The 21,524-nt window shown below is 48.0% G+C and carries 20 protein-coding genes; 1 reads left to right on the forward strand and 19 read right to left on the reverse strand.

Features of this window, described 5'->3' with window-relative positions:
- Position 1: 1 nt before the first annotated feature.
- Positions 2-3,172, reverse strand: a complete 3,171-nt coding sequence (locus GJQ68_RS10550) for a SusC/RagA family TonB-linked outer membrane protein (protein ID WP_162417254.1) — start codon at positions 3,170-3,172, stop codon at positions 2-4.
- Between the two features lie 621 nt (positions 3,173-3,793).
- A complete protein-coding gene (locus tag GJQ68_RS10555; protein ID WP_162417255.1) occupies positions 3,794-5,089 on the reverse strand; it encodes an amidohydrolase in 1,296 nt (431 codons plus the stop codon).
- Positions 5,090-5,259: 170 nt separating this feature from the next.
- On the opposite strand from GJQ68_RS10555, the gene GJQ68_RS10560 reads away from it, so the two are divergent.
- Positions 5,260-5,685 (forward strand): c-type cytochrome, encoded by a 426-nt coding sequence (locus GJQ68_RS10560; protein WP_235941354.1) that lies wholly within the window; start codon positions 5,260-5,262, stop codon positions 5,683-5,685.
- Positions 5,686-5,725: 40 nt separating this feature from the next.
- Here the strand turns inward: GJQ68_RS10560 and GJQ68_RS10565 are convergent, their stop codons facing one another.
- From GJQ68_RS10565 to GJQ68_RS10645, 17 genes are all read right to left on the reverse strand, one after another.
- Positions 5,726-7,096, reverse strand: a complete 1,371-nt coding sequence (locus tag GJQ68_RS10565) for a hypothetical protein (RefSeq protein WP_162417256.1) — start codon at positions 7,094-7,096, stop codon at positions 5,726-5,728.
- Between the two features lie 42 nt (positions 7,097-7,138).
- Positions 7,139-8,224 (reverse strand): dipeptidase, encoded by a 1,086-nt coding sequence (locus GJQ68_RS10570; RefSeq protein ID WP_162417257.1) that lies wholly within the window; start codon positions 8,222-8,224, stop codon positions 7,139-7,141.
- Positions 8,221-8,610 (reverse strand): RidA family protein, encoded by a 390-nt coding sequence (locus GJQ68_RS10575; RefSeq protein ID WP_162417258.1) that lies wholly within the window; start codon positions 8,608-8,610, stop codon positions 8,221-8,223. The genes GJQ68_RS10570 and GJQ68_RS10575 overlap by 4 nt, the downstream gene beginning before the upstream one ends.
- A gap of 30 nt (positions 8,611-8,640) precedes the next feature.
- A complete protein-coding gene (locus GJQ68_RS10580; protein ID WP_162417259.1) occupies positions 8,641-9,420 on the reverse strand; it encodes an SDR family oxidoreductase in 780 nt (259 codons plus the stop codon).
- Between the two features lie 20 nt (positions 9,421-9,440).
- Entirely contained in the window at positions 9,441-10,217 is a 777-nt protein-coding gene (locus GJQ68_RS10585) for an SDR family oxidoreductase (protein WP_162417260.1), read from the reverse strand.
- A 1-nt stretch (position 10,218) separates the two neighbouring features.
- Positions 10,219-11,139: a Gfo/Idh/MocA family oxidoreductase gene (locus tag GJQ68_RS10590; protein ID WP_162417261.1), complete on the reverse strand. Its 921-nt coding sequence runs from the start codon at positions 11,137-11,139 to the stop codon at positions 10,219-10,221.
- A 7-nt stretch (positions 11,140-11,146) separates the two neighbouring features.
- On the reverse strand, positions 11,147-12,103 hold the full coding sequence (locus GJQ68_RS10595; protein WP_235941367.1) for an aldo/keto reductase: 957 nt from the start codon (positions 12,101-12,103) through the stop codon (positions 11,147-11,149).
- The gene (locus tag GJQ68_RS10600) at positions 12,100-12,924 is read right to left on the reverse strand and encodes an HpcH/HpaI aldolase family protein (RefSeq protein WP_162417262.1); all 825 of its coding nucleotides are present in this window, start codon (positions 12,922-12,924) and stop codon (positions 12,100-12,102) included. The genes GJQ68_RS10595 and GJQ68_RS10600 overlap by 4 nt, the downstream gene beginning before the upstream one ends.
- Before the next feature lie 173 nt (positions 12,925-13,097).
- Positions 13,098-13,568, reverse strand: a complete 471-nt coding sequence (locus GJQ68_RS10605) for a GyrI-like domain-containing protein (RefSeq protein WP_202927914.1) — start codon at positions 13,566-13,568, stop codon at positions 13,098-13,100.
- A 62-nt stretch (positions 13,569-13,630) separates the two neighbouring features.
- Complete coding sequence (locus tag GJQ68_RS10610; protein ID WP_162417263.1) at positions 13,631-14,914, reverse strand: sialidase family protein; 1,284 nt, start codon at positions 14,912-14,914, stop codon at positions 13,631-13,633.
- Between the two features lie 176 nt (positions 14,915-15,090).
- Positions 15,091-15,558: a DUF1569 domain-containing protein gene (locus tag GJQ68_RS10615; RefSeq protein ID WP_235941370.1), complete on the reverse strand. Its 468-nt coding sequence runs from the start codon at positions 15,556-15,558 to the stop codon at positions 15,091-15,093.
- Positions 15,527-15,721, reverse strand: coding sequence for a hypothetical protein (locus GJQ68_RS10620; protein ID WP_235941379.1), 195 nt, complete (start codon positions 15,719-15,721; stop codon positions 15,527-15,529). The genes GJQ68_RS10615 and GJQ68_RS10620 overlap by 32 nt, the downstream gene beginning before the upstream one ends.
- A 469-nt stretch (positions 15,722-16,190) precedes the next feature.
- On the reverse strand, positions 16,191-16,541 hold the full coding sequence (locus GJQ68_RS10625; protein ID WP_202927915.1) for a HepT-like ribonuclease domain-containing protein: 351 nt from the start codon (positions 16,539-16,541) through the stop codon (positions 16,191-16,193).
- On the reverse strand, positions 16,542-16,832 hold the full coding sequence (locus GJQ68_RS10630; RefSeq protein ID WP_162417264.1) for a nucleotidyltransferase family protein: 291 nt from the start codon (positions 16,830-16,832) through the stop codon (positions 16,542-16,544).
- A gap of 240 nt (positions 16,833-17,072) precedes the next feature.
- Positions 17,073-17,753: an SAM-dependent methyltransferase gene (locus GJQ68_RS10635; RefSeq protein WP_162417265.1), complete on the reverse strand. Its 681-nt coding sequence runs from the start codon at positions 17,751-17,753 to the stop codon at positions 17,073-17,075.
- Between the two features lie 276 nt (positions 17,754-18,029).
- Positions 18,030-20,393 (reverse strand): aminotransferase class III-fold pyridoxal phosphate-dependent enzyme, encoded by a 2,364-nt coding sequence (locus GJQ68_RS10640; RefSeq protein WP_235941381.1) that lies wholly within the window; start codon positions 20,391-20,393, stop codon positions 18,030-18,032.
- Entirely contained in the window at positions 20,393-21,514 is a 1,122-nt protein-coding gene (locus GJQ68_RS10645) for a sialidase family protein (protein WP_162417266.1), read from the reverse strand. The genes GJQ68_RS10640 and GJQ68_RS10645 overlap by 1 nt, the downstream gene beginning before the upstream one ends.
- Positions 21,515-21,524 lie beyond the last annotated feature (10 nt).

Raw genomic sequence — 21,524 nt, forward strand, 5'->3', positions numbered from 1 at the left:
TTTAAAGTGTTAAATTGAAACCAACAGTAACAATTCTAGGCATTGGCGTGAGCCCTGATTCGGGGTCCCAACCGGGCCAACTGGAAAAAGTGTATAGGTTTCTGACGGACCCAAAGACCCTTAAATTCTGCATTTTGTACCTTTGGGACATGGCAGTGGGCAAATTATAAGAAAGTGAAAGGTCCTGAATTCTTACAAAAGAGGAAGATTTATAAGGCATCACCCCGCCACCAAATGGAGAATCGTTCACACTTAACCGTGGATAATCGTTGGTGCGGTTGTCCGGTGTCCAGTAGGGGTAATTGGCGGTACTTCTCCGGTCAAAGGTTGACCACCCGGCTACAGAGGGAGAAAAAGCCCTTAAATGCCCCAGATCTGCCCGGATAAACACCGAAGCAGTGAAATTCCTGAGAAAGGTAATATCGTTCCTGAAACCAATCCGGTGCCTTGGCTGGCTGAATCCAATGAATTTTTTATCCTGTAAAGCCTCGTACACCCCATTTTCATCCACATCCTCTGCTTTGATATCTCCGGGACTAAGGTTAAACTCGGCAGCCTGCTGGGCTTCTTCTACCTGCCAGGTACCCAAGATATTATAATCCCAAACCACATCGATGGGTTGACCTATAAACCATTCATTTTCGAAATCGGGTATTTCCCCGGTGATGGTTTGCCCCTGTAGCGTATATTCCCCGGTATCCCCAAACAGGGAAATGATTTCATTCCGGTTCATGGAATAATTGATATTGGTCCTCCAGTTAAAGTTGGGCCGGTTGACGGCTACCGCTCCCACTGTGGCTTCAAATCCTCTATTGGCCAACTCGCCGATATTGGTAGTCACGTTTTCAAAACCGGTAACCCGGGGTAGCGAGCGGTCCACCAATAGGTTTACCGTACTCATGTCGTAGTAATCCAACGTCAGATTAATACGGTTCGCCAAGATGCCGATGTCAAAGCCCAAGTTATAGGATTCTGTTTCTTCCCATGAAAGGCCTGGATTAGAGAGTGTGGAGGTGAAAATCCCCATCTGTACCTGAGATCCATTGTAGTATTGATTGCTTCCCATTTGGGCAAATGAAGAATAGGGACCTATATCCCTGTTTCCATTTACTCCCCATGACAACCTCATTTTAAGTTGATCGATCAGACTTGAGTTGTAAAACGTTTCATCTGAAATCTGCCATGCAAACGCCAATGCCGGAAATATGGCGCGGGGATTTTCCCGGCCAAAAGCACTAAAACCATCCCTGCGAATGGAACCTGTAAACAAATATTTTTCCATCAAGGTGTAATTTACTCTTCCCATTAAACCTTCCCCCGTATAGGTAATGTCATCCGTTTCGATCGTCGGATCCCCACCAAACTGCATCCCGTGATAACCCAAAATCGCACTTGGAAGAAAGGTCTGATTGGCCATGCTGGAACTGTATATCCTGTTTTTTTCCAGGTTGTACAAAATAGTGACATCAAAATTGTGGATTCCGAATTCTCTATTCCATTTCAACAGGTTGTCCACCATCCACTCATAGGTATTGGATTCAAACCGGGTTGCCCTGCCCCCGGAATACGTCTGTCCACCGGTAATGGTCTCCGGCGACCAATAATTATAATCCCTAACGCTTTCAATCCTGGGCTGGTAGGAGGATCTGAAGGTAATCCCAAATGGAAGTTTGAACTCGGTAAACAAGGTGTTGAAAAAATTATTGCGTTTGTGAAACCGGTCCTGTCCCAGGTAATTGATCAAGGGGTTTTGCCCTCCGATATATCCATGGGGAAACCATTTTATAGAGCCATCTTCCTCATACATTTGGGCATAAGGGCCGGTTTGGTACATCCCTGTCAGATTGGCCTGTACCACGCTTTCATCCCGGGAAGAAAACTGGGAATTCAATCCCACCTTCATCCAATCGGTTACCTCGAAATCAAAGTTGATTCTGGAACGGATCGTGGAAAATTTATCTCCCACAATAATCCCTTCATTGTCCAGGTATCCCAGCGACCAATAGTACTTGATTTTTTCCGTTCCGCCACCTACGCTTAGGTCATATTCCTGCCGCATGCCGGGCTTCATTACTTTATCTCTCCAGTCGATGGTTTCTCCAGCCAGATAGGCCTCCACTTCATCCGGAAAAAAATTCAACCGGGACAGCCATTCTCGTGTATTATCCGGATTGGGATTGTTATTAGAGGCTCTCCACTGCTCCAGGGTAACTCCCTCGGGCAATTCTTCGGGATTAAACCAATGGTAATCCGGCTGCGCCTGCCCCAGGGTCCGGAAATAATCTCTTCGGAAATCAAGGTAGCCCTGCGGACCGCGCACTGCAAAATCATCATTGGTCGGTCCGGCCACCCCCAACTTGGTGGTGAAATTAATGGTTGGTGCCCCGGTTTTTCCTCTGGTGGTGGTCACCAGGATGACCCCAGAAGCGGCCCTTGCACCAAAAACCGCTGCCGAACTGGCATCTTTAAGGATATCCACCGATTCAATGTCATTTGGATTGATGTCCCGAAGGCTTCCATTGAAAATCACCCCATCCAGGACGACCAGCGGTTCGGTGCCCGCACTGAGCGAAGTGGGCCCCCTTACTTCCAGCGAACTACCACCTGCGGCGGATGTCCCCTGGTTGGCATTAAAACCAGCAACGGTTCCTGCCAGCATGTCCGTAAGCTGAACGTTACTTTGATTTTTAAAGCTCTCAGGATCTACCCGGACCACTGATCCGGTAAGGTCGCTTTTCTTGACCGTTCCATATCCGACGACCACCACTTCCTCCAACTGCGCCTGGTCCGCAACCAGGTCCACATTAATGGTCGTTCGGTTGCCAACCCTTATTTCCTGGGTTAAATATCCCACAAAGGAATAGACCAATTCGACATCTTCGTTTGGAACCCGGATGGAGTAGGAACCATCGATATCGGTGACTGTCCCCGTAGAAGTCCCTTTGATCAAAATGTTGACCCCCGGCAAGCTTTCTTTGGAAGAATTATCAAAAACCTGCCCGGTGATCTGCGTCCCCTGTTGGGCACTGGCAAAATTGCCCGGAAACCAACAAAAAATCGTTGTAATAAGGGAAAACACCAGGATGTTTAGCGGTATGGAGGGCTCCCTCCATTTACAGGAGTCTGGCAACCGTTTCGCCCGATTGCTCAGCAATGCGTAATGTTGTTTCATAATGTAGCGTGTTAAAGGATGAACAAAAAGTTAAATTAGGTTTAAGGCTATTCGTTACGTGTACGTTACCTTAAAAATAAAATTTTATTAAAAAAGATCAAAATGTTTTACATCTATTATTTGGCGAAAAATCGCAATAGTAAGTTTCAAGGAAGGCTTCATGGCAAAATTTTAGCTGCTTAGGGAATAATGGGCTATAATCGGAACCCAAAGGAGACTTAGCCCGGGAAACATCGCAATGAACCGTAAGTAAATAGTAACTACTCTTATCCCTCGCGATCCTTAATCTGCTGACCTATACCTCTATAGAACGTGTAACCCCATCAGGGTAAATGAAGGTCTGTTCGCCCATTGGAAATTTTTTGACACCATCAGGAATTGTTAGGGTGAAAGCCAACCCGCCCTCGTTCGAGGAAAAATGAATATAAATGCCTGCGGAAGACGAAAAAAATACTACCACAGCGGAATTCCCTAGTAAAAAAACATGGTTGGAGGTTCCGTCAGATGCTCCTTTTTTGGGAACCCGAGACTCCTCCATTTCTAATTGGATAAATACAAACCAGGCTGCGGATGGGAATTACTGGCTCGAATAAAACCGCTAGTACCTTTGGAAATTAGAAATTAGTTCATTTCCATGTAATCCACCGCCAATTGGGTTAACACTTTGACTCCCAAGACAAAGCCACTTTCATCCAGGTAAAAATCAGGCGTATGGTGGGAAGGAGCCGTTTCCGGATCTTCCTCTGGGGGCATGCCGCCCAGAAAAATAAACAGCCCAGGCTTTTCCTTCTGGAAAAAACTAAAATCCTCGGCACCCGTGACCGGGTCATGAACCCATACATTTTCACTACCGGCAACCTTTTCCAAGGTAGGTTTCATTTGTTCGGTAAGCCCCGGATCATTGTGTGTCACCGGATACATTTTTTTAATACTGATTTCAGCTTCCGCGCCTGCACTGGCTGCAATATTGGTCCCGATCTCCCGAATCCGTCTATGGATAAGCGTTTGCTGGGGTTCGCTGTAGGTCCGGATCGTCCCAATCATTTCTACTTCCTCCGGAATTATATTATGCCGGACCCCACCGTGAATCGCTCCTATGGTGACGATCGCAGGAATTTCGATGATTTTTACATTTCGGCTTACAATGGTCTGCAATCCCATCACAATTTGGGAAGCCGTGACTATCGGGTCAACAGAGGACCAGGGATAGGCTCCGTGCGCTTGTCTTCCCTTAACCAGAATTTCCAGGTTATCCACAGCAGCCATGGCAGGGCCGGGTTTGTATTTGATGACCCCTGCCGGGGTTTGAGAATTGATATGTAATCCAAAAACGGCATCCACATCTTCCATTACTCCTTCTTCTACCATCTGCTTGGCTCCCCAGCTGTCCACCGATTTGTCTTCCAATCCTTCCTCTGCCGGCTGAAATATAAATTTGATACTTCCCTTCAATTCCTCTTGCATTCCTGCCAACACTTCGGCCACTCCCATAAGTATGGCTACATGGGAATCATGCCCGCAGGCATGCATCACCCCTGTTTCCTGGCCATTGTAAGTGGTCCGCACCATGGATTTAAAGGGAAGGTCGTTTCTTTCCGTCACTGGCAAGGCATCCATATCCGCCCTGATGGCTACCGTAGGGCCAGTCTTTCCACCTTTTAACACCCCAATAACGCCCGTTTCCGCCACTCCTTCGGTAACGTCCATGCCCAAATCACGGAGGTGTGCGGCAACAATACCTGCCGTCCGGGTTTCTTCATTGCCCAACTCCGGGTGCTCATGAAAATCCCGTCTCCATTCTATCACTTGTTGTTCCAGGGCAAGTGCCGCTTGGTTGATCTGATCTTGCATCCTGGATTGCCCCTGGGCAAAGGTGATCATAAAAAGGAGTGAAAGGGTTATTATTGCTTTTTCCATGGGTATTGGTTTTCGGTAGAACCAAATTTAATAAGTTTCACCATTCCATGTTCAATATCTATTGATTTATTCCAGTATTCCAGCCAATACTTTACTAAAAAAAATAACGGTTAGTTCAAATTTTGGGAAATTAAATTAAGACTATTTTATCTTTTTTAATACATTTGTGTATGGTCACCAGAATATGTATAGGTACTTATCAAATCATGTTGTTGGGTTTGGTCCTATTGGCAGGCTGTCAGAAGGATCTTCCTGCCGAAAAAGAAACCGACTCCCCAAAAAAAGACTATATCCGAAAAATTGAAGGAAAAAGTGAACCCATACCGGATGAGCTGGTAGCAAAAGGAGAAGTATTGATCGCTTATTCAGGATGCGCAGACTGCCACCGGATCGATACCAAAGCCAAGGGACCTGCTTTTAAGGATATCGCTCAGAGGTATCCTGTCCAACCTGCCTATGTGGACCTGCTCGCTAGAAAAATCATTTCCGGAGGCTTCGGATCCTGGGGGAATCCGGTTATGAGCCCTCACCCAAAGCTAAAAATGGAAGATGCCCAAACCATGGTCTATTATATCCTGTCTCTGGATCAGCTTTAAACTCATTCCCGACAGGATGCCTTTTTTCCAGGAAGGCTTGCTAGGGGTTACTTAGCTGAGTCAATTCCAGTACTTTTTCGCGCATGACCTTTTCCGCCTGCCCGTCCAGGTTACTGATCCTACACCGCCAGGTCTCATAACCTCCCCTTTCCAGCTCATGCAAAGGAGGCACATACCCCAGGTTTCCATTGGCCAGGCAGACGGTGAAATAGGGTTTTCCCTTCATTTCCGCTTTAATTTTCAGGCCTGTTTCAGCGAATATTTCTCCGGGCAAGGCCCCGATACTGCCCGCTCCGATATGAAAAACCTGTACCGGACATTGGGCGATAGCTGGAAATTCGGCCAATAATACCTGTTCCCGGGCATAAAGGTACGCCCAACCCTCCTGATTGGGCTGCAAATTTTCATAATCTCCCCTACCTACCTTTTCTTTGGCTTCGGCCAGTTCTTTTTCATTGGGAAGCCTACGCTTTACCTCCACTACTTCATAGCGAAATGCTAATTTTGGCTGGGTTTTCCACTTCAGCTCAGTGATTTGCTCAATTAATTTTGCCGCAAGGTCCTCCCCGATAAGCTGACTTTTAGCAAAATGGGCTTCCGGATAATTTTTCTCCTTCAGAAAATCCCAGATATTGATATCTCCACTGGTACCGTTGCAAAGGATCCCTATAAAATCCTCCTTTGCCCCCAGTTGTTGTTTCAGGGCCTTACTGAAAGTACCAAAATAATCGGCCGTGATGGTACCATTTACCCAATCGCCCACATAGTGCATGGAATAATTGGCAAGGATACTGATCCACTCTCCCTTTAAGTCCTGAACGGCCAGAAAACTCAATTCCGGATCCGGACTGGATACAGGGCTGATGATCTGCTTCTCCACCCCAAACGGGTTGGTTTTAATGGCATCCTGCTTTCCACTCACCGGATTGACGGGGGTATAGTCTTCCCGCATCCAAAACCTCCTGCAAACGGCATGTTCTGGAGCCTGGGCGGAACCAAAAGCCAGCCGGGCCGGCCTTTTTCTTTCTCTGGCCAGGGACACCGCCCGGGCGATCCGTTCTGGTAGGCGCTTCCGGTAGGCAAGGTCTGCCGGCACCAAATGTACTTCTTCCACAGCTCCTGCAGCATGGGTGTGCGTGCTGCTGACCAGGATGCAGCCAGGCTCCAGGCCCTGCTGCTCACGGATCAGCGTTTTGGCTTCATCAATCAGTTCCAGGCCCATGACGCAGATATCTACCACTACAAAAACCAAGGTCCCACTCCCATTCTCCAACCATAGCGCTTTGGCAAATAGGGGGTCATGAATGGTTTGGGCATAATGGGTGACAAAATCTCCATTGATGATGGTGCCCAGAGGGGGCGTGGTATCCACCTTTGCTGCTCCGGCCATCAGTGTTAAGTCTGCTTTCATAATTTACCAGTTGTTTGTTCTAAAATTTGTCTGGTTTAGAATTCATACGGGCAAGGCATTGCGCAAAAACCGCAGCCAGTTGCCATGAAATATATTGTCAATATCCTGACTGGTATAGCCCCTCCTATCCAGAATTTCCTCGTATTTCTGAAGGTCTGCTATGGAGTTCATGTCCCAGGGAGACTGTTCGGTACCAAATATTCCGTCCAAATCACTGCCTATGGCTACATGCCGGCAATCCCCTGCCAGTTGGCATATATGATCCCAATGGTCGACCAGCTGTTCCAGCCGGATGTCGAGTTGCCAGGGATCGGAAATGGTATCAATAAAGCGGATGTCCATGGCCCAGCAATCCAGCATGCCTCCGATGACGGCCCCCCTTTCCACCAAGCGCTTAATCTGGTCATCGGTCAGTTGCCGTTGATTGGGGACAATTTTCCGCACATTATGGTGACTTGCCCAAACCGGACCACCATAGCTTTCCAGGGCTTGCTCAAACCCCTGGTCGGTCAGGTGGGTCAGGTCGAGAATCATTTGGTATTGTTCCATGACCTTCAGTAGGTCCATTCCCAAGGGGCTGATGGGGCCTTCGGTTTTGGTTCCGGGAGCATACCTGCCAGGCCCGAAATGAGAAAGGCCCAGGGCCCTCAGGCCATAGGCATGCGCTTTTTCCAGGTAAGAAACATCCACTAAAGAATCTGCTCCTTCGAGATTTAGCAGGTAACCAATAGGTTTGCCGGCATCTGGTTGGGTATCGTCATTCCACAGGTCCACCATTTGGTCGAGTTCTGTCCGGTTGGTGATTTGTTTCATTTCTCCAAGGGCTTCCATTTCCCGGTACCAGGCCAATTGTGCCTGCGTCATGGCCCAGGCCTGCTGTGGTGAATTCCACCCTGCCAGGGCTGAATCGGGCGGTGAATAACGGGCCAGTTGGGTGGCTACTACAATGCCAATTTTACCTTTCCTCAATTCTGGCAGGCAAACCGTCCCCTTGCCCCGGTCCGGTTTGTCGGGCATGTGCATTTCCGATTTCCGGATTTCAGCCAGTGGAAGGCGCAGGTCCCGATTCCATTCGATGGCATTCATGGCCAGGTCCAGGTGGGCATCAATGATCAGTCTATTTTTCATCTGTCTTCAGGGATCCTGGCAATACAATCAATTTCTACCTTAAGCCCCTCTGCCAATACTGATTGAACCGTAATTCTGGCTGGTTTGGTTTCTTGAAAATAAGCTGCATACACCTTGTTGTACCGGTCAAATTCACTGATATCGGCCAGGTGTACGGTACACTTGACGATGTCTTCCATGCTGCCTCCGGCAGCTTCTACAATGGCCTTAATGTTATTCAACGTCTGGCTGGTTTCCTCCTCAATGGTACCTAACTTGAATTGAGAGGTTTCAAAATCCACCGATGCCTGGCCACTGACAAACAGGAATCCATCTACCAGGATGGCATCAGAATAAGCTCCGGTATCAAACCCCTGAGCGCGTTTGGGATGTGCAATTTTTTTCATGGTCATTTGATTTTTTGTTAAACTAAAATTTTACCAACCCGTCCAGCCTCCATCCACCACCAGGTTATGTCCGGTAATGTATGTAGAAGCATCGGATAGCAGAAAAGCCACAGGGCTGGCTATTTCATCGGCATGGCCTGTTCTTTGTAAAAAGGTTTTCTTTTCAAGCTTTGCCGTGAATTCCGGATTTTTCTTCTCTACCTCCAAATTGGGGAAAGGCCCCGGGGAAATACAGTTGAAGCGCACCTTTTGAGGTCCAAAGTGCATGGCCAGGTACCTGGTCATCTGTATGATGCCTGCCTTGCCCACTCCATATTCTATGGGGTTGGGATTCATGGGTGGTTCATACATCCCGGGATCAGGCACCACCATGCCATACATACTGGCAAAAAACACCAGGCTTCCTCCTTCATGGGCGGCCATCGCCTTGCCCACTGCTCTTCCCAAAATGAAATTGGCCGTAAGCCCTGTATGGTTTACGGTGTCAAATTCTTCTCCGGATATGTCCTCCAACTTCTTGGTGGTAGCCGCATACGACAGGTTTACCAGCCCATCCGGAGGGCCGTATTTTTCCCTATTTCTGGTAATAAACTCCATCAGGACTTTTTCATTGTCTATATCCAGGGTTGCGGGAACCATTTGACCTGCAAAATCATGTGCTTCGGCCAGCTCGAAAGCCTTATTATCCAGGTCAGCGCAAATCACCTTTGCACCCAATTCGGTCAGGCGTTTCGTTACGGCAGCTCCCAGGTAACCGGCTCCACCAATCAGCCAAATCCATTTGTCCTTTAATCCGAATTGATCTTTCATTGCAACTGTCGAAATATTGTCTAAGCATTGAGGCCCCCATCCATCAGGATGTTTTCTCCATTGATGTAGGCCCCGGCCTCGGAGGCCAATAAAACCGCCAGCCCTTTGATGTCATCTTTATTGGCCATCCTTCCCAGGGGTACTTTTTTGCAGTAATTGTCCAGGAAAGGCCTGGGCTGGTGGTTAAACAGGCCTCCGGGGGAAATACAGTTAAAGCGAATGTTTTTACCGGCATGCATTTTGGCCAGGTAACGGCTGAGATTGATCAGTCCGGCATTGTGGAAGAAATAATCCGGTGGCAAATCGCCCATGTCCGTGCCTTCGTAATTGGAAAGATCGGGTCCCTTCATGCCCATCATGGAACTGATGCTGATGACAGATCCACCGCCGCTGCGGATGATCAAATCGCTCATTTCCCGCACCAGGTCCATCATGCCCGTGGCATTGATGTGCATGGACGCAGCAAATTGGGAAATGGGTGCACCGTATCCTTTCATGGGCCGGGAAACCGCATTGTTTACCAGGACATGTAACCCACCAAATTCCTTTGAAAGGGCTTCTTTTAACCCCTGTACGGAAGCAGTATCTCCCTGGTCCAGTTCCATGGGATGTACTTCCAGCCCCCGTTGCCGAAAAATACCGGCTGTTTTCTCGGCCGATTCCAGGTTCCTCGATGTGGTAATGACCGTACCTCCGGCCTCTGCCAGCCCTTCTACCAGGCATTGGCCATATTGACCTGATCCCCCGGTCACCACAATGACCTTTCCTTCTAAACTAAACAAATCCTTTATATGCATATCATTTCAGTGAAATTACCCTTCCGTCATTTTCATAACTTTCCCAAGCCCCTATTACTGTCCGGATGATCGCCTCGGTCTTTTCAAATTCCAATCGGGAAGCCCCCTCCTCCACCGACCGGATAAATTCGATTAGGTTGTCCCGGAACATGGCGTAGGAGTTTTTTATTTCTGCTATCCGCCATCCTTCAGATCCAAAAAAGGAAAGCTGAAAAGTGCCACTGATGTCCCGGAACGAGTGAACCGTGGCCTTGAGGCCCTGCTCAAAACCAATCACCACAATATCCATATCCTTTTCACCCACATGTTGTACCCATAATGGCGTGGGGTCATCCAGGGTGGCGAACAGGGCTTCCAGCAGGTGCACCCCATATTTTTTCCAATCCTTTTTACCTACAGCTGTGACCAGGTGCAGTAGGCCCAGGGATTTGATTTCTGTCTTGACGATCCGGCATTCGTGGGCATACCGCATCGAAGAACAGGACATCAGGAATTTCCCCGAGCGGTACTGATTGCTGAAATACTGTAAGTCAGCCTTACTGAAGGCCAGGGGCTTGTCTATGAATATCGGGATGCCGGCCTCCAAAAAGGCTTTGGCCATGGCCACATGGTTTTCCGGATCATCTCTAGCCAAAATCACGGCATCCACTTGCCCGATCATGTCTTCCAGCCGCTCTACTACATGGTGTATTTGGGAAGATTTGGCGATGCTGTCGCTGATTGCTTTTTCCTGGCACCACACATGGGTTACCCTCGCATTTGGCAAGCCCAAGGTATCCCGGTTGGCCGTCAGGTAATCGCTCACTGCAGGATAACCCAGCGACGAAATCTCCTCTCCATCAAAGGTCCCATTGATAATGGCAGACCAGGAATAGGGATGGGCATTGCCCGGACTCATACCGATTATTCCGATTTTGATCATTTCTATATCAGGTTAACCAGCCCATTTTATCCCAATGGGGCAGGTTGATGAATTCAGGTTGAGGATAGGCCAGTCTGCGGGCCAACTGGCGTTCGTCCTTGTTCAAATAGTGACCATTTGCTGCCTTTACAGCATGATCCAGGTAAGCCCCCTTATCTATGCCCACCAAAACAGCCGAAACTTCCGGAAATGACAAAGCGAATTTGATGGCCAGGGCAGGCAGGTCAAATTCACCGGCATTTGTCAACAAGCCGTATTTTTTGATGTGTGCCTCCACTGCAGCAAGTGGTGCAGGCAGGTCCCTTCCCCTGTCGCTCAACAAGCCCTTAAGCAATACCGATCTGATGATGATGCCCACCCCATTTTCTTTGGCTTGCACAAACAAATCAGCCTGGCGTTGGTCCATCAGGTTAAAGGGCAATTGGATAAGGTCCCAAACCCCGCTGTCAATAGCAGTGGCCGTTTCTTCTACGGAATAGGTAGAGACACCTATGGCCTTTACCATACCCTTTGCTTTAAGCTCTAGAAAGGTTTGGCCGATTTCTTCATGTCTCAGGATCTCTATATCTGCCTGGTGAAGCATATAAATATCCAGGTAATCGGTACGCAGACAGGCCAGGCTTTCTTCCAATGAAGCCAGTATTTTGTCTTTAATTTGCTTTGGTTCCGGTAGATTGCCTTGTTCATCCCTGAGGTGCCTGCATTTGGAAGCAAGTACTACCTGGTCTCTTTTGGATACAAAGGCTTTTCCGATGAGGGTTTCACTATTGCCGTACATACGGGCAGTGTCAAAAAAATTTATCCCCCGGTCCAAGGCATCATTTAACAATTTGATGGCCTCCCGCTCATTCAGCATGTCTTTGGCAGAATTAACCCCCAAGCCATAAGGCATCCCGATTTCCACCGCCCCAAATGCAATTTCGGATACTTCTATGCCGGTATTTCCCAAAGGCCTTTTGTTCATTGTTTTTGGGAGGGGTTATAATAATCAGGCCTGTTTTGAGCTTCCTTTGCATCCTTCACCTCGGCCAACAACTGTTTACAATATTGGGTAAGCCCTATTACATCCGCTCCCACACTTACAAATTGGTAGCCCATCTCATGTAACATGCCTAGCTGCTTCGTCCCTCCGGTGGTTCCTGCAAATTTCCCGTGTTTGGCGGCTGCGGCGGCCACCCTTTTCCTGGCCTCCTGAATTTTTGGGTGGTCCATGTCACCGGGTGCTCCTATGGCCTGACTGAAATCGCCAGGTCCGAAAAAAAGCATGTCGAAGCCACCCACCTGGGCGATGCCTTCCACTTCTTCCAACGCTTCAGGGTCTTCGATTTGAAGGATAATGAAGCGTTGCCGATTGGCATCTTTGAGGTATTGCTTGAAATCTGCTGCCGTGTAGGCCCCGTCGGCATTGCCTCCATCAATGGCCCGCATCCCCTGTGGATGGAACCGGGTCATCGCCACTACCTTTTCGGCATCTGCTACATTCATCACATGGGGCACCATGATCCCGCTGGCATCCAACTCCAGTGGTTTGACATAATCACTGTAACTGCCCCTGGGCACCCTTACCAGGGTGTCTTTGTTCTGGGATTTGGCTGCCCAAACCTGTGCCGTAAGGATGGACCAGTCATGGCCGATGTGCTCCTGGTCCAGCCAAATGCAATCGAATCCGGCAAGGGCGGCCATTTCCACCACCCGGGCATCTGCCAGGTTTACTTTAAAACAGGACACATTTTCGCCGGAGCGTAATTTTTGCAGCACCAGGCTGGATTTCATGGGAACAGTCATATCGGTTTTTACTTGATCAAATGTAAGGTAGTAGCCAGGCAGTAACTATTACTTTTATTTGGAAAGATGGTACTATTTTTCATGGTCTGTACGGACAAGTGAACCGCCTGAACACCAAATTAAATATAAAAAGAATGAGGGTGGGTGAGCAGCCTTCCAACGTGTCTTTCCGATTATCCGGTAGATACAAATATATCCACCTCAGCATCATTCCAGTTCTTGCTTCTTTCGTCATACACTTCAAAGTCAAAACCATAAGCTCTCTTGATTTCAGAACGCCAGATGTGCTCCCATGAACCGACCATACAATCGGGCATTTTCCCTTTGGCAACTATTTTAAGGTAATGCTGTTCTGGTACTTCAAGACTTTGTAGCTCCTGCGGCGTAACTGTTTGCGAAAGAACTTTACAGCCTATAAAGTAAGAAAAAGGTTGGGAATGATCCCCTTCATAATCAAAATAAACGGCATAGATTTTATCCTCCATTTTGTTAGGAATTTGACGAACATATTGGCCTTCTTCGAACTTCTGCCACAAATTGCCGCCATCCACCATTGACTTTCCATTTTTGTTGGTCGTCTTTTCAGGAAGTTGGAGGCCAAGAAGCTTAAATCCGGGAATTTTCATTTTTTCTCCTAATTTCATTGTGGTTTGTTAAATGAATTTTGCCAAAAATAAATAGCAATAGTACTTGCCACATAAAGAGTTTAATTACCAAATAAAGCATTGGGCTGGTTCCAGCGGATTTTCGCCACATAGACACTGCCATCGCTGCCGTGTTTTTCTACGCCCTCAGGCTGCATCCATTCAGACACGGTCACCCAGGTTTCATCCGGACTGACCGCTGTAACGCCGAAATTGCCCAGGCGGGCTCCTCTTTCCGGAACCAGTATCCGTTCGGTATTGCGGATCACCACCAGCTTTTCGGGATCCACCCTAGCCATAAAAAGCGGTGCCCTGTGCCGGAACACATGGTCATTCCCTGCTCCCCGCCGGGTATAAACAAGGTAAATGCCTTCGCTATGCGTCACCCAATGCTGCTGGGTATTGTAATTCCCCAGATCTGTTCCGTCATCAAACTTCCAGGACTTTATGGGCGCATAATGCAGGCCGTCATCACTTTGAGTGACAAATCCCTGTTTGTCATTCCGAATGGTGAGATAGTATTTGCCCTGAAAACGGGTCAGTGAGGGTTCATGTAGTCCCCTGCTATCATCGGCGATGGACAAATCATTGCCCTGCTCCAGAAAGCGAAGCTTTTTCCCATCAAAAGCACAGCGCGTTACCGTAACCTGGGAATTGCTTCCCGGAGGCATAAAATAAACGGGCAAAAGAATATTTCCATCCACTTCGTCCCAGCGCTGCACACAGCCGGCCCCTGCATTTTGAAATTTTTCATCGTCTCCCATATCCAATTTTTCCCAGTCGGACCATTGGTTTCCCTGGGGATCATAGGTAGAAAATGCGGTATGCCGGGGTCTTGGGTGGGCCACTTTCCAGTCCCTGGTATAGACAATGGTATGCCCGGTGCCCAATAAAGTGTTGCTTTTTTTATGCCAGGAGGGCCAGAAATCACTGGCCGCTACGGGGCGCTCCTCCCCTTCCAGCTGCTCGGTCCGTGGGGCCAACGGAGGAAGGGCTTGTGGATCGGTCCAACTTGCACCCCCATCCTCCGAATGCATGCCGAACATCCCCTTAAACACATCGCTTCCCGATAATTCCAGCGTATTGAGGGTCATCACGATTCTGGGCATCCCTGCTTTTCCAGCTCCGGGGACAATTCCCGCTCTTGGATGCACCCAGCACTTTTCCCCATCAAACAAGCGGGTAGGCGCCTTCAGGTCAAGCCGGTATTTCAAGGTGTCCTGGCCCGGAGATGACTTGCCTGGACCTCCAAAAAGGGCAAGGGGAGCGAAGCCTGAGAGGGTTACTCCTGCGATCAGGCCATCCTTTAGAAAGGCCCGTCTGCTATCGGATTCATTGGGATCCATAAGCTCAGTTATTTTGGTGAAAACGTTAAAATACATTATTTATCCGTTACCTGAAAGCCTGTTTTTGTAAGGGGCTATTTGGTAGCCTTTAAAGTAGTCCCCAGCTTTAGGTCAGCAGTTTGGACAAGATACCTTCAAATTTGATATTGCTCATATTGTGGATTTTTCAACGGTGGCTAAACACCAAATTGCCTCAAATGGTGGTCGGTATGTTTGTAGGCCAGAATACCAATTTGTTCTCTGGTCATTTTACCAAAAAAATCGTGGATAAAGGCTGGATTGTGAAATTGATCATAAGCCCGGATTAAGGCTATCCATTTTGTTTTTTCTGCTTCCAGATCCCCGGTCCCTTCATTTACCTTGAATTGAGAGGAGGTAGGGATATTTTTATCCAAGGGCTTTTCATCCTTTATCATGCTCCGCAAAGCCATTTTACCAAACAGTCTGCCCATCCATGCCTGCTTATAGACATGTTTGTCTTCGCCCAAAATCCAACCGTTCCAATAGGTATTGTGTTTCACCATCTGAAAAACATTCATTTTGCCCCATTGGGCTTTATGGCCTTTGCTTAAGGCCCTGATTCTTAACACCAGACCTTCCCGTACCTTATCATCAAAAATTGTGGTCAAATTTAAATCTTCCATACACCAGTACTTTATTTTTCTCAATTTGTTGCTGTAAAAAGGAGCTATTTATGGCCTTTTGTTTCAGTAGATCAACTTCTCTTTGTATCAGTTGCTCCCGTTGAAATTTTAGATTGAAATAGTTGTCGGGATAGGATAAAGGGGCATTGTCCTCAATATCCACCTTCAGATCAACATCACTTTCAGGTTTGAATGGATTGGTACAAAACTATGCCTGGGGATGGGTTTGCGTGTATATGTCCGCATCCCTCCCCCTGTTTTTATTGGTCAAATTAAGTGTTTCGGACAAAGAATCAAGCCCGAACGATTACTTTTTTATCCTTATCCACCTTTATTGCAATTTGGTAACGACACCGATTAGCAACCCTGGTAGTGAAAGTCGATTCCCGACCTCTGGTTTTTTAAGGAAAAGTGTTGTCGGAAGGGGTTTCACGCCGAGACCGCAACGAAGGCGCGGCGAACGCAGAAGAATGCAATGCCCGAATATATGTCCTCTAGCGGTTCAGTATATGCAAAGTACGCAGGTTGGAGAGATTCTCGTTCGGCTTTCGATGAAACTTATACGGGCAGAAACCTTTGATTTTGCTGATTTCTAGCCTATTTTCTATCTAATTTTGTTGTGCCTTCGTGCTTTATTTTCCCCTTTGTATTATTCTTTCAATTTGAGATTTATTTTCAGGTAGGTAATTTGTGGCTACATCCCATATTATCTCATAATCAATCCCAAAATATTCATGTGATACTTTATTCCTGAGCAAGTACATTTCGTCCCAGGGAACATCTTCGTATTTGGACCTGATCTCTATGGGTAAATTTTTCGCAGCTTCTCCCATAACTTCGAAAGTTCGGATTACCGCATCTACCGTTTTATAGTCTTTTTTGAATTCATTGAAGGAAAGTCCATCTATATATTCAGCAATACGATCCATCGAGGTAATTATATCCTCAAGATACATTTGGTAATTGCGATTCCTTTTTTTCATTTAGACATAGTTAATCTTTTTATAGATGCTATCTCTAATTTGATCTTTAATCGCATTCTTTGTAACCAAATCTATTTTCCGTTTAAAAATTTTCTCCAGGTATATTTCCAATGTGAAAAATTTCCATCCAATTGGCCTCTCCAATTCTACAATTAAGTCAATATCACTATCTTCATCAAAGGAATCATCCGCAAATGATCCAAAAAGACCTATCTCTTTCACGGCAAAATCTCTTTGAAGGGTAGGCTTAAGATCCCGTAACTTTAATAATATTTCACCTTTTGACATCATAAATCAAAGATAATAAATTGTATCAAGTTTAGCGATTTGATTTTTTCAGCATGCGGCACAACATCTGTAGGAAGCTATATCTTGAATGGGGACTTGCGTGTATAGGTACTAGGTCCACCATCCCCCCTATTATCATTGGTCAAATTAAGGATTTCGTATAAAAAATCAAGAGCGACCGGGTATTTTTTTGATACCGGGTCTGCACCTATGGCTATTTGGTAAGTAAACCTACTGGCTATCCTATTTACTTTGTATTCTTAACATCTTATTTCCTCCTTTTTGAAATTCATAGCTAACAGATTCAATGCTGCAGCTATAGCCAGTTCCAAATTCCTCCAGGATGCCATCTAAAACTTCGGATTTTTTTGCATTCAGATTTAACAAGGGAAAAACCCTTATTTCTTTACAGATTCTCAACATTTCTGCCATAGATTTTATATGAAATTCAATCCCAAGTTTTGAGTACAGGATTAAAAAATGAGAACTCAACCCCAGGTCAAAGGTATGCGCTTTAAAACCTGTCGTTTCAGGCAGCTCATGAGGTACATACCGATGTTGATTTTTTCCCAATTCAAAATCAGCAATAAAATCTGACATGGCACGCATCCTAATGTATTCCAGTTCCTCCAAATCTTTTATCGAAGTCCAAACAAAATTATTTTGATTTTCTCTCATTTGCTTCATGACGTTATCCTTTGCTAATACAATCTGCCTATTCAATTCATCTTTCGAGAATTGATAAATTGGGTCAAGCGAAGTAACCGTCTTGTTTTGTTGTGTCATTTCGTAATTAAAACTCGCTGGACCGTCCCCAAAACTTATTATCTTTTTATCAAGGTCAGGGCCTGTTAAGTTAAACATGCTTTTATACTCCGCTAATGATCGCCCCCAGGGAACTGTATTTTTTAATTCAAATGCCATTGTTTTTACTTTATACCTTCGTAAACACTGAAATTGAATTATTTCTAATTCATGCGGATGCAGTTAAACCCTATTTCCCAGAGCCACCTAAGCTAATCAAATTAATCCATAGGCTAGACTCCTGATTCCTGATTTCGAATCCAATGATTTTCTATTTTCTGTTCTGAAACAATTCTCGCAAGAGTCCCGGTTCCGCAGCCCAAAGCTAAAACATTAATGTTTTTTTGATTGGCTATCAAAAGGATAGCGTCAAATAAACCGTTAATCCTATTGGTCTTAAACCAACCTGGAAAAGCCGCTTTTCGCTACCTCCTCGTCCCGTAAATTGCGGTAACTGCCTGTGGACAGGCTTTCTGAAAGTGCAGAAAACACCTTGTCCAAAGCGAGCCCATATTTTTCTACCTCCACTTCCCCATGGGCAAGGCTGGGGTAAAAGGCCGTGCCCGCCAAAAAGCCCTGGGCCAACATCATTCGGGTAAACAAGGTACGCAGGCGCTCTCCATCCGGATGAACAAATCGAAAGCCAGCCAGGCAAGGAAAGCCGGTGACTTCGATGGGCAATCCCCATTTTTGGCCCAGCTCCCTCCACAGCTGCTGAACCTTGCCACCTGTTTCGGCCAGGCGGCCGGGAAGATCGTGTTTTTTCATTTCTCCCAGCGTGGCCACAGCCGCCACGGGACCAATGCTTTCACTCCAGTAGGTACTGCTGATAAAGGATCGATGTGCGCCCTCCATGGCCCATTTCCCTCCGATCACGGCTCCAATGGGAAAGCCATTGCCCAGAGCTTTGGCAAAAATCGCCATGTCGGGATCCACCCTGTACCGCAGGTGAAGTCCGCCCAGGTGCATCCTCCATCCGGCGGTGATTTCATCAAAGATCAAGACAATCCCCAACCGCTGCGTCTCCTCCCGGATCAGCTCCAAAAATCCGGGAAGGGGATCCTGATTCCTTGCCGGCTCCATCACCACTGCCGCCAGTTGCTGCCCATGGGTTTTGATCAATTGCCTAAACCCATCCACATCATTGTAGCGAAATGTGAAGGCGGTGCCTCGTAATTCTTCCGGTACACCAGCCGGTTCCAGGCCCGGTAGTAAGTGGCCTTTCAAGGCATCTGAGGTCCCCAGGTTGGCCGCCAGGTACCAATCCTGCCAGCCATGGTAGCCACAAATCCCCACAATAGACCTGCCCGTAGTCGCCCGGGCAATGCGTACCGCCACAGCACAGGCTTCCCCTCCGCCACGGGCCATCCTGACCTGATCGGCCCAGGGATGTAGCACACAAAGTTCATCCGCCAATGCCAGCTCCTCGGGTGGATTCAGGGAACTCATATTGCCCATCCTGATGCACCGCATGACCGCCTCATTCACCGCCGGATGGGCATAGCCCAGCAGGCAGGAACCCACCGCATGGGTGGAAAAGTCATAATAATGGTTGCCGTCCAGGTCCCAGACCTCACAACCCCGGGCTTCACGGAAATAAGGGGGCCAATGCCCGGGCGCCAGGTTTTCCGGCCGCTTGCTGAGCAGGTGAACCCCTCCGGGAATCCGGCTTTTGGCCCGACGGTAAAGTTCCTGGTTCTCCGCCTGCTTTTCTTCTGCGCATCCGAGCAGGCGCATGCCATTATTACAGAAAATTTGTTCCCGGTCGTTTTTGTTCAGCCCCATCCATTCACAGGCCTGTTTCAATGCCCTGAGGGATTCGATACCTACCAGGCTGGGCTCCGCCCATGCCTGCTTCCAGTCACAGGACTGCTGGTCCAGCCAGATAAACCCATCACCCACCGTTACGGCTTTTCCCCGAAGGGAGGAAACCGGAAAATCACTTCCCCACAACAACCGGCCTGGGCCAAAATGGTGCAAAATCGACATCATGGCCTGGGGTTCACAGATTCCTGACATGTCAAACCAAACATTGGGCAGGTCCTTTAATGCCGAGATCCCGGCAGCATGGGGTCCATGGAAAGAACGGGCCACATGGGCAAGGACCAGTCGGATACCGGGATATTGCAAGCACATGCGGCGGATGGTTTCCCGATTGGAAGGATCCGTAATGGCCCGGTCTTTCATGATGTGCAACATGACCACCGCCTTCCGCTCATGCGCCCATTGCCACCAGTATTCCGGAAAAAATCCACTGATGGAGCTTTGGGGAGTAGGCTTTTCTCTGCTGTACACATGGTAAGGTTTTAGCCCTACCACCTGTGGATGCGCCAGGGTCTCTGCCAGGTCTTCCACCCGCATTTCGGGCCGCACCAATGCCAGCCCCCTGCTCCGGGGATCCTGGTCCAACTGCTCCCGGAGAAAAGCGTTCGATGCGTATATATCTGCCAAAGGAAGCGGTGCCGGGAAAAACAAGCCCCCCAGCAGCCTGGCTCCGGGAAAAAAGGGTTTCACCCCTGATGCCCATTCCGGAATGCCTACCGAGGCCGGACCACCCGTCCACAGGCCTGGTTCCTTCAGGTTCAGGTCTCCGGTCTGGTAAATATGGGCATGACTGTCCCATACCCTGTCCGGTAGAAAATCCGCAAGGTTTTCCACCATTTCCCTGTCCTTGGTGGAAAAGCTCCAGGAGTACCCCCCCTGATTCCTGTATTTGTCATCGCTCATTTGCCCATCGTTTCGCAGTTTAAAATCATCCATTATTTACCTAATTCCACCCTAATGAACCGGATACTTGTTTTATCCGGATGGGTGCCCTGGTAATAATAGGCCAGCAGTTGCCCGTTTCCCAAATCCATCAGTTGGGGATGTCCCATGGAAAAGCGGGACATTTCTGCCCAGGCTTCCTGCATTTTCATGTACCTGCTGTCCTGCATTTCCGAGAGCAATGTTTCCAGCCGCATGGCCTCATCAAAGGTCTTCCCTTCATCCCGGCTGATGTAGGCGTGAATTACCGGCATTTCCCTTCGGTCGATGGCCACCAGGGCCAACCGGCCTTCCTTTAAGGCCACCGGCCTCCCTGGCTGTCCGTAGATGCCGGTATCTTTGGGTTGGCTCCAACTTTTGCCTCCATCCCTGCTTTCCGCCCGGTGAATATTTTGGTATTGATTCTGCCTCCCATCAAAGGTCCAAAAGAAGTTGACCAGTGACTGCCCATCCGGAAGTACTGCCGGCCGCTGGTCCCAATAATACATGCCTGGTTCGCTTGTAACCAGACTCAGGCCGCCCCAGGAATTTCCGTTGTCCCTGGAAAACAGGCAAGCCGATCGGTGCAGCCAGGGTTTGGGATCATGGCGGAATTTATTGATTTCAAACTGGCAAATCAAGGTCCCATCGACCAGGGACATTGGGGGACCGGTCAAGGGCACCGGGCCTCCGGCACTTTCGGTATCCATCAGGCGGGGAGCGGACCAGTCCCTGCCCTCATTCTCACTGAAACTGTAAAAAATCCGCGTATCTTTCAGGCTTTCATTTTGGGGATCAAAAAAGGGTGCATCGGGCTCGGAAGCATCGACCCAATTAACGACCATCAACACCCGGCTACCACCCAGTGCGAGGAAATACAGGCTATGGGAATTGCCAGGGTGTCCTCCGATGGGCGGTAATGCCACCGGTTCAAATGGCGGCACCCAGGACCTGCCCCCATCATCTGACCAGGTCATCATGGCCTGCATCTGCTTACCATCTTTTTTCCTATCGGCTGCCCTGAATCCTGCCAGCCAGCGGCTGGAGGACAACACTTCCATGGCGGGAAAGGTAAGGCTTTTGAGGCCTGAGGCTTCCGGCAATCCACGCACATGTCCTTTTTCCAGAATTCGCATAGTGAAGGTC

Source organism: Cyclobacterium roseum (assembly GCF_010119225.1).
Taxonomy (GTDB): Bacteria; Bacteroidota; Bacteroidia; order Cytophagales; family Cyclobacteriaceae; genus Cyclobacterium; species Cyclobacterium roseum.

What these genes read in the sequence shown, in the direction of transcription:
- GJQ68_RS10550 (WP_162417254.1), bottom strand. Translation starts at nt 3,172, where the DNA reads ATGAAACAACATTACGCATTGCTGAGCAATCGGGCGAAACGGTTGCCA.
- GJQ68_RS10555 (WP_162417255.1), bottom strand. Translation starts at nt 5,089, where the DNA reads ATGGAAAAAGCAATAATAACCCTTTCACTCCTTTTTATGATCACCTTT.
- GJQ68_RS10560 (WP_235941354.1), top strand. Translation starts at nt 5,260, where the DNA reads ATGGTCACCAGAATATGTATAGGTACTTATCAAATCATGTTGTTGGGT.
- GJQ68_RS10565 (WP_162417256.1), bottom strand. Translation starts at nt 7,096, where the DNA reads ATGAAAGCAGACTTAACACTGATGGCCGGAGCAGCAAAGGTGGATACC.
- GJQ68_RS10570 (WP_162417257.1), bottom strand. Translation starts at nt 8,224, where the DNA reads ATGAAAAATAGACTGATCATTGATGCCCACCTGGACCTGGCCATGAAT.
- GJQ68_RS10575 (WP_162417258.1), bottom strand. Translation starts at nt 8,610, where the DNA reads ATGAAAAAAATTGCACATCCCAAACGCGCTCAGGGGTTTGATACCGGA.
- GJQ68_RS10580 (WP_162417259.1), bottom strand. Translation starts at nt 9,420, where the DNA reads ATGAAAGATCAATTCGGATTAAAGGACAAATGGATTTGGCTGATTGGT.
- GJQ68_RS10585 (WP_162417260.1), bottom strand. Translation starts at nt 10,217, where the DNA reads ATGCATATAAAGGATTTGTTTAGTTTAGAAGGAAAGGTCATTGTGGTG.
- GJQ68_RS10590 (WP_162417261.1), bottom strand. Translation starts at nt 11,139, where the DNA reads ATGATCAAAATCGGAATAATCGGTATGAGTCCGGGCAATGCCCATCCC.
- GJQ68_RS10595 (WP_235941367.1), bottom strand. Translation starts at nt 12,103, where the DNA reads ATGAACAAAAGGCCTTTGGGAAATACCGGCATAGAAGTATCCGAAATT.
- GJQ68_RS10600 (WP_162417262.1), bottom strand. Translation starts at nt 12,924, where the DNA reads ATGACTGTTCCCATGAAATCCAGCCTGGTGCTGCAAAAATTACGCTCC.
- GJQ68_RS10605 (WP_202927914.1), bottom strand. Translation starts at nt 13,568, where the DNA reads ATGAAATTAGGAGAAAAAATGAAAATTCCCGGATTTAAGCTTCTTGGC.
- GJQ68_RS10610 (WP_162417263.1), bottom strand. Translation starts at nt 14,914, where the DNA reads ATGGATCCCAATGAATCCGATAGCAGACGGGCCTTTCTAAAGGATGGC.
- GJQ68_RS10615 (WP_235941370.1), bottom strand. Translation starts at nt 15,558, where the DNA reads ATGGAAGATTTAAATTTGACCACAATTTTTGATGATAAGGTACGGGAA.
- GJQ68_RS10625 (WP_202927915.1), bottom strand. Translation starts at nt 16,541, where the DNA reads ATGAAAAAAAGGAATCGCAATTACCAAATGTATCTTGAGGATATAATT.
- GJQ68_RS10630 (WP_162417264.1), bottom strand. Translation starts at nt 16,832, where the DNA reads ATGATGTCAAAAGGTGAAATATTATTAAAGTTACGGGATCTTAAGCCT.
- GJQ68_RS10635 (WP_162417265.1), bottom strand. Translation starts at nt 17,753, where the DNA reads ATGGCATTTGAATTAAAAAATACAGTTCCCTGGGGGCGATCATTAGCG.
- GJQ68_RS10640 (WP_235941381.1), bottom strand. Translation starts at nt 20,393, where the DNA reads ATGGATGATTTTAAACTGCGAAACGATGGGCAAATGAGCGATGACAAA.
- GJQ68_RS10645 (WP_162417266.1), bottom strand. Translation starts at nt 21,514, where the DNA reads ATGCGAATTCTGGAAAAAGGACATGTGCGTGGATTGCCGGAAGCCTCA.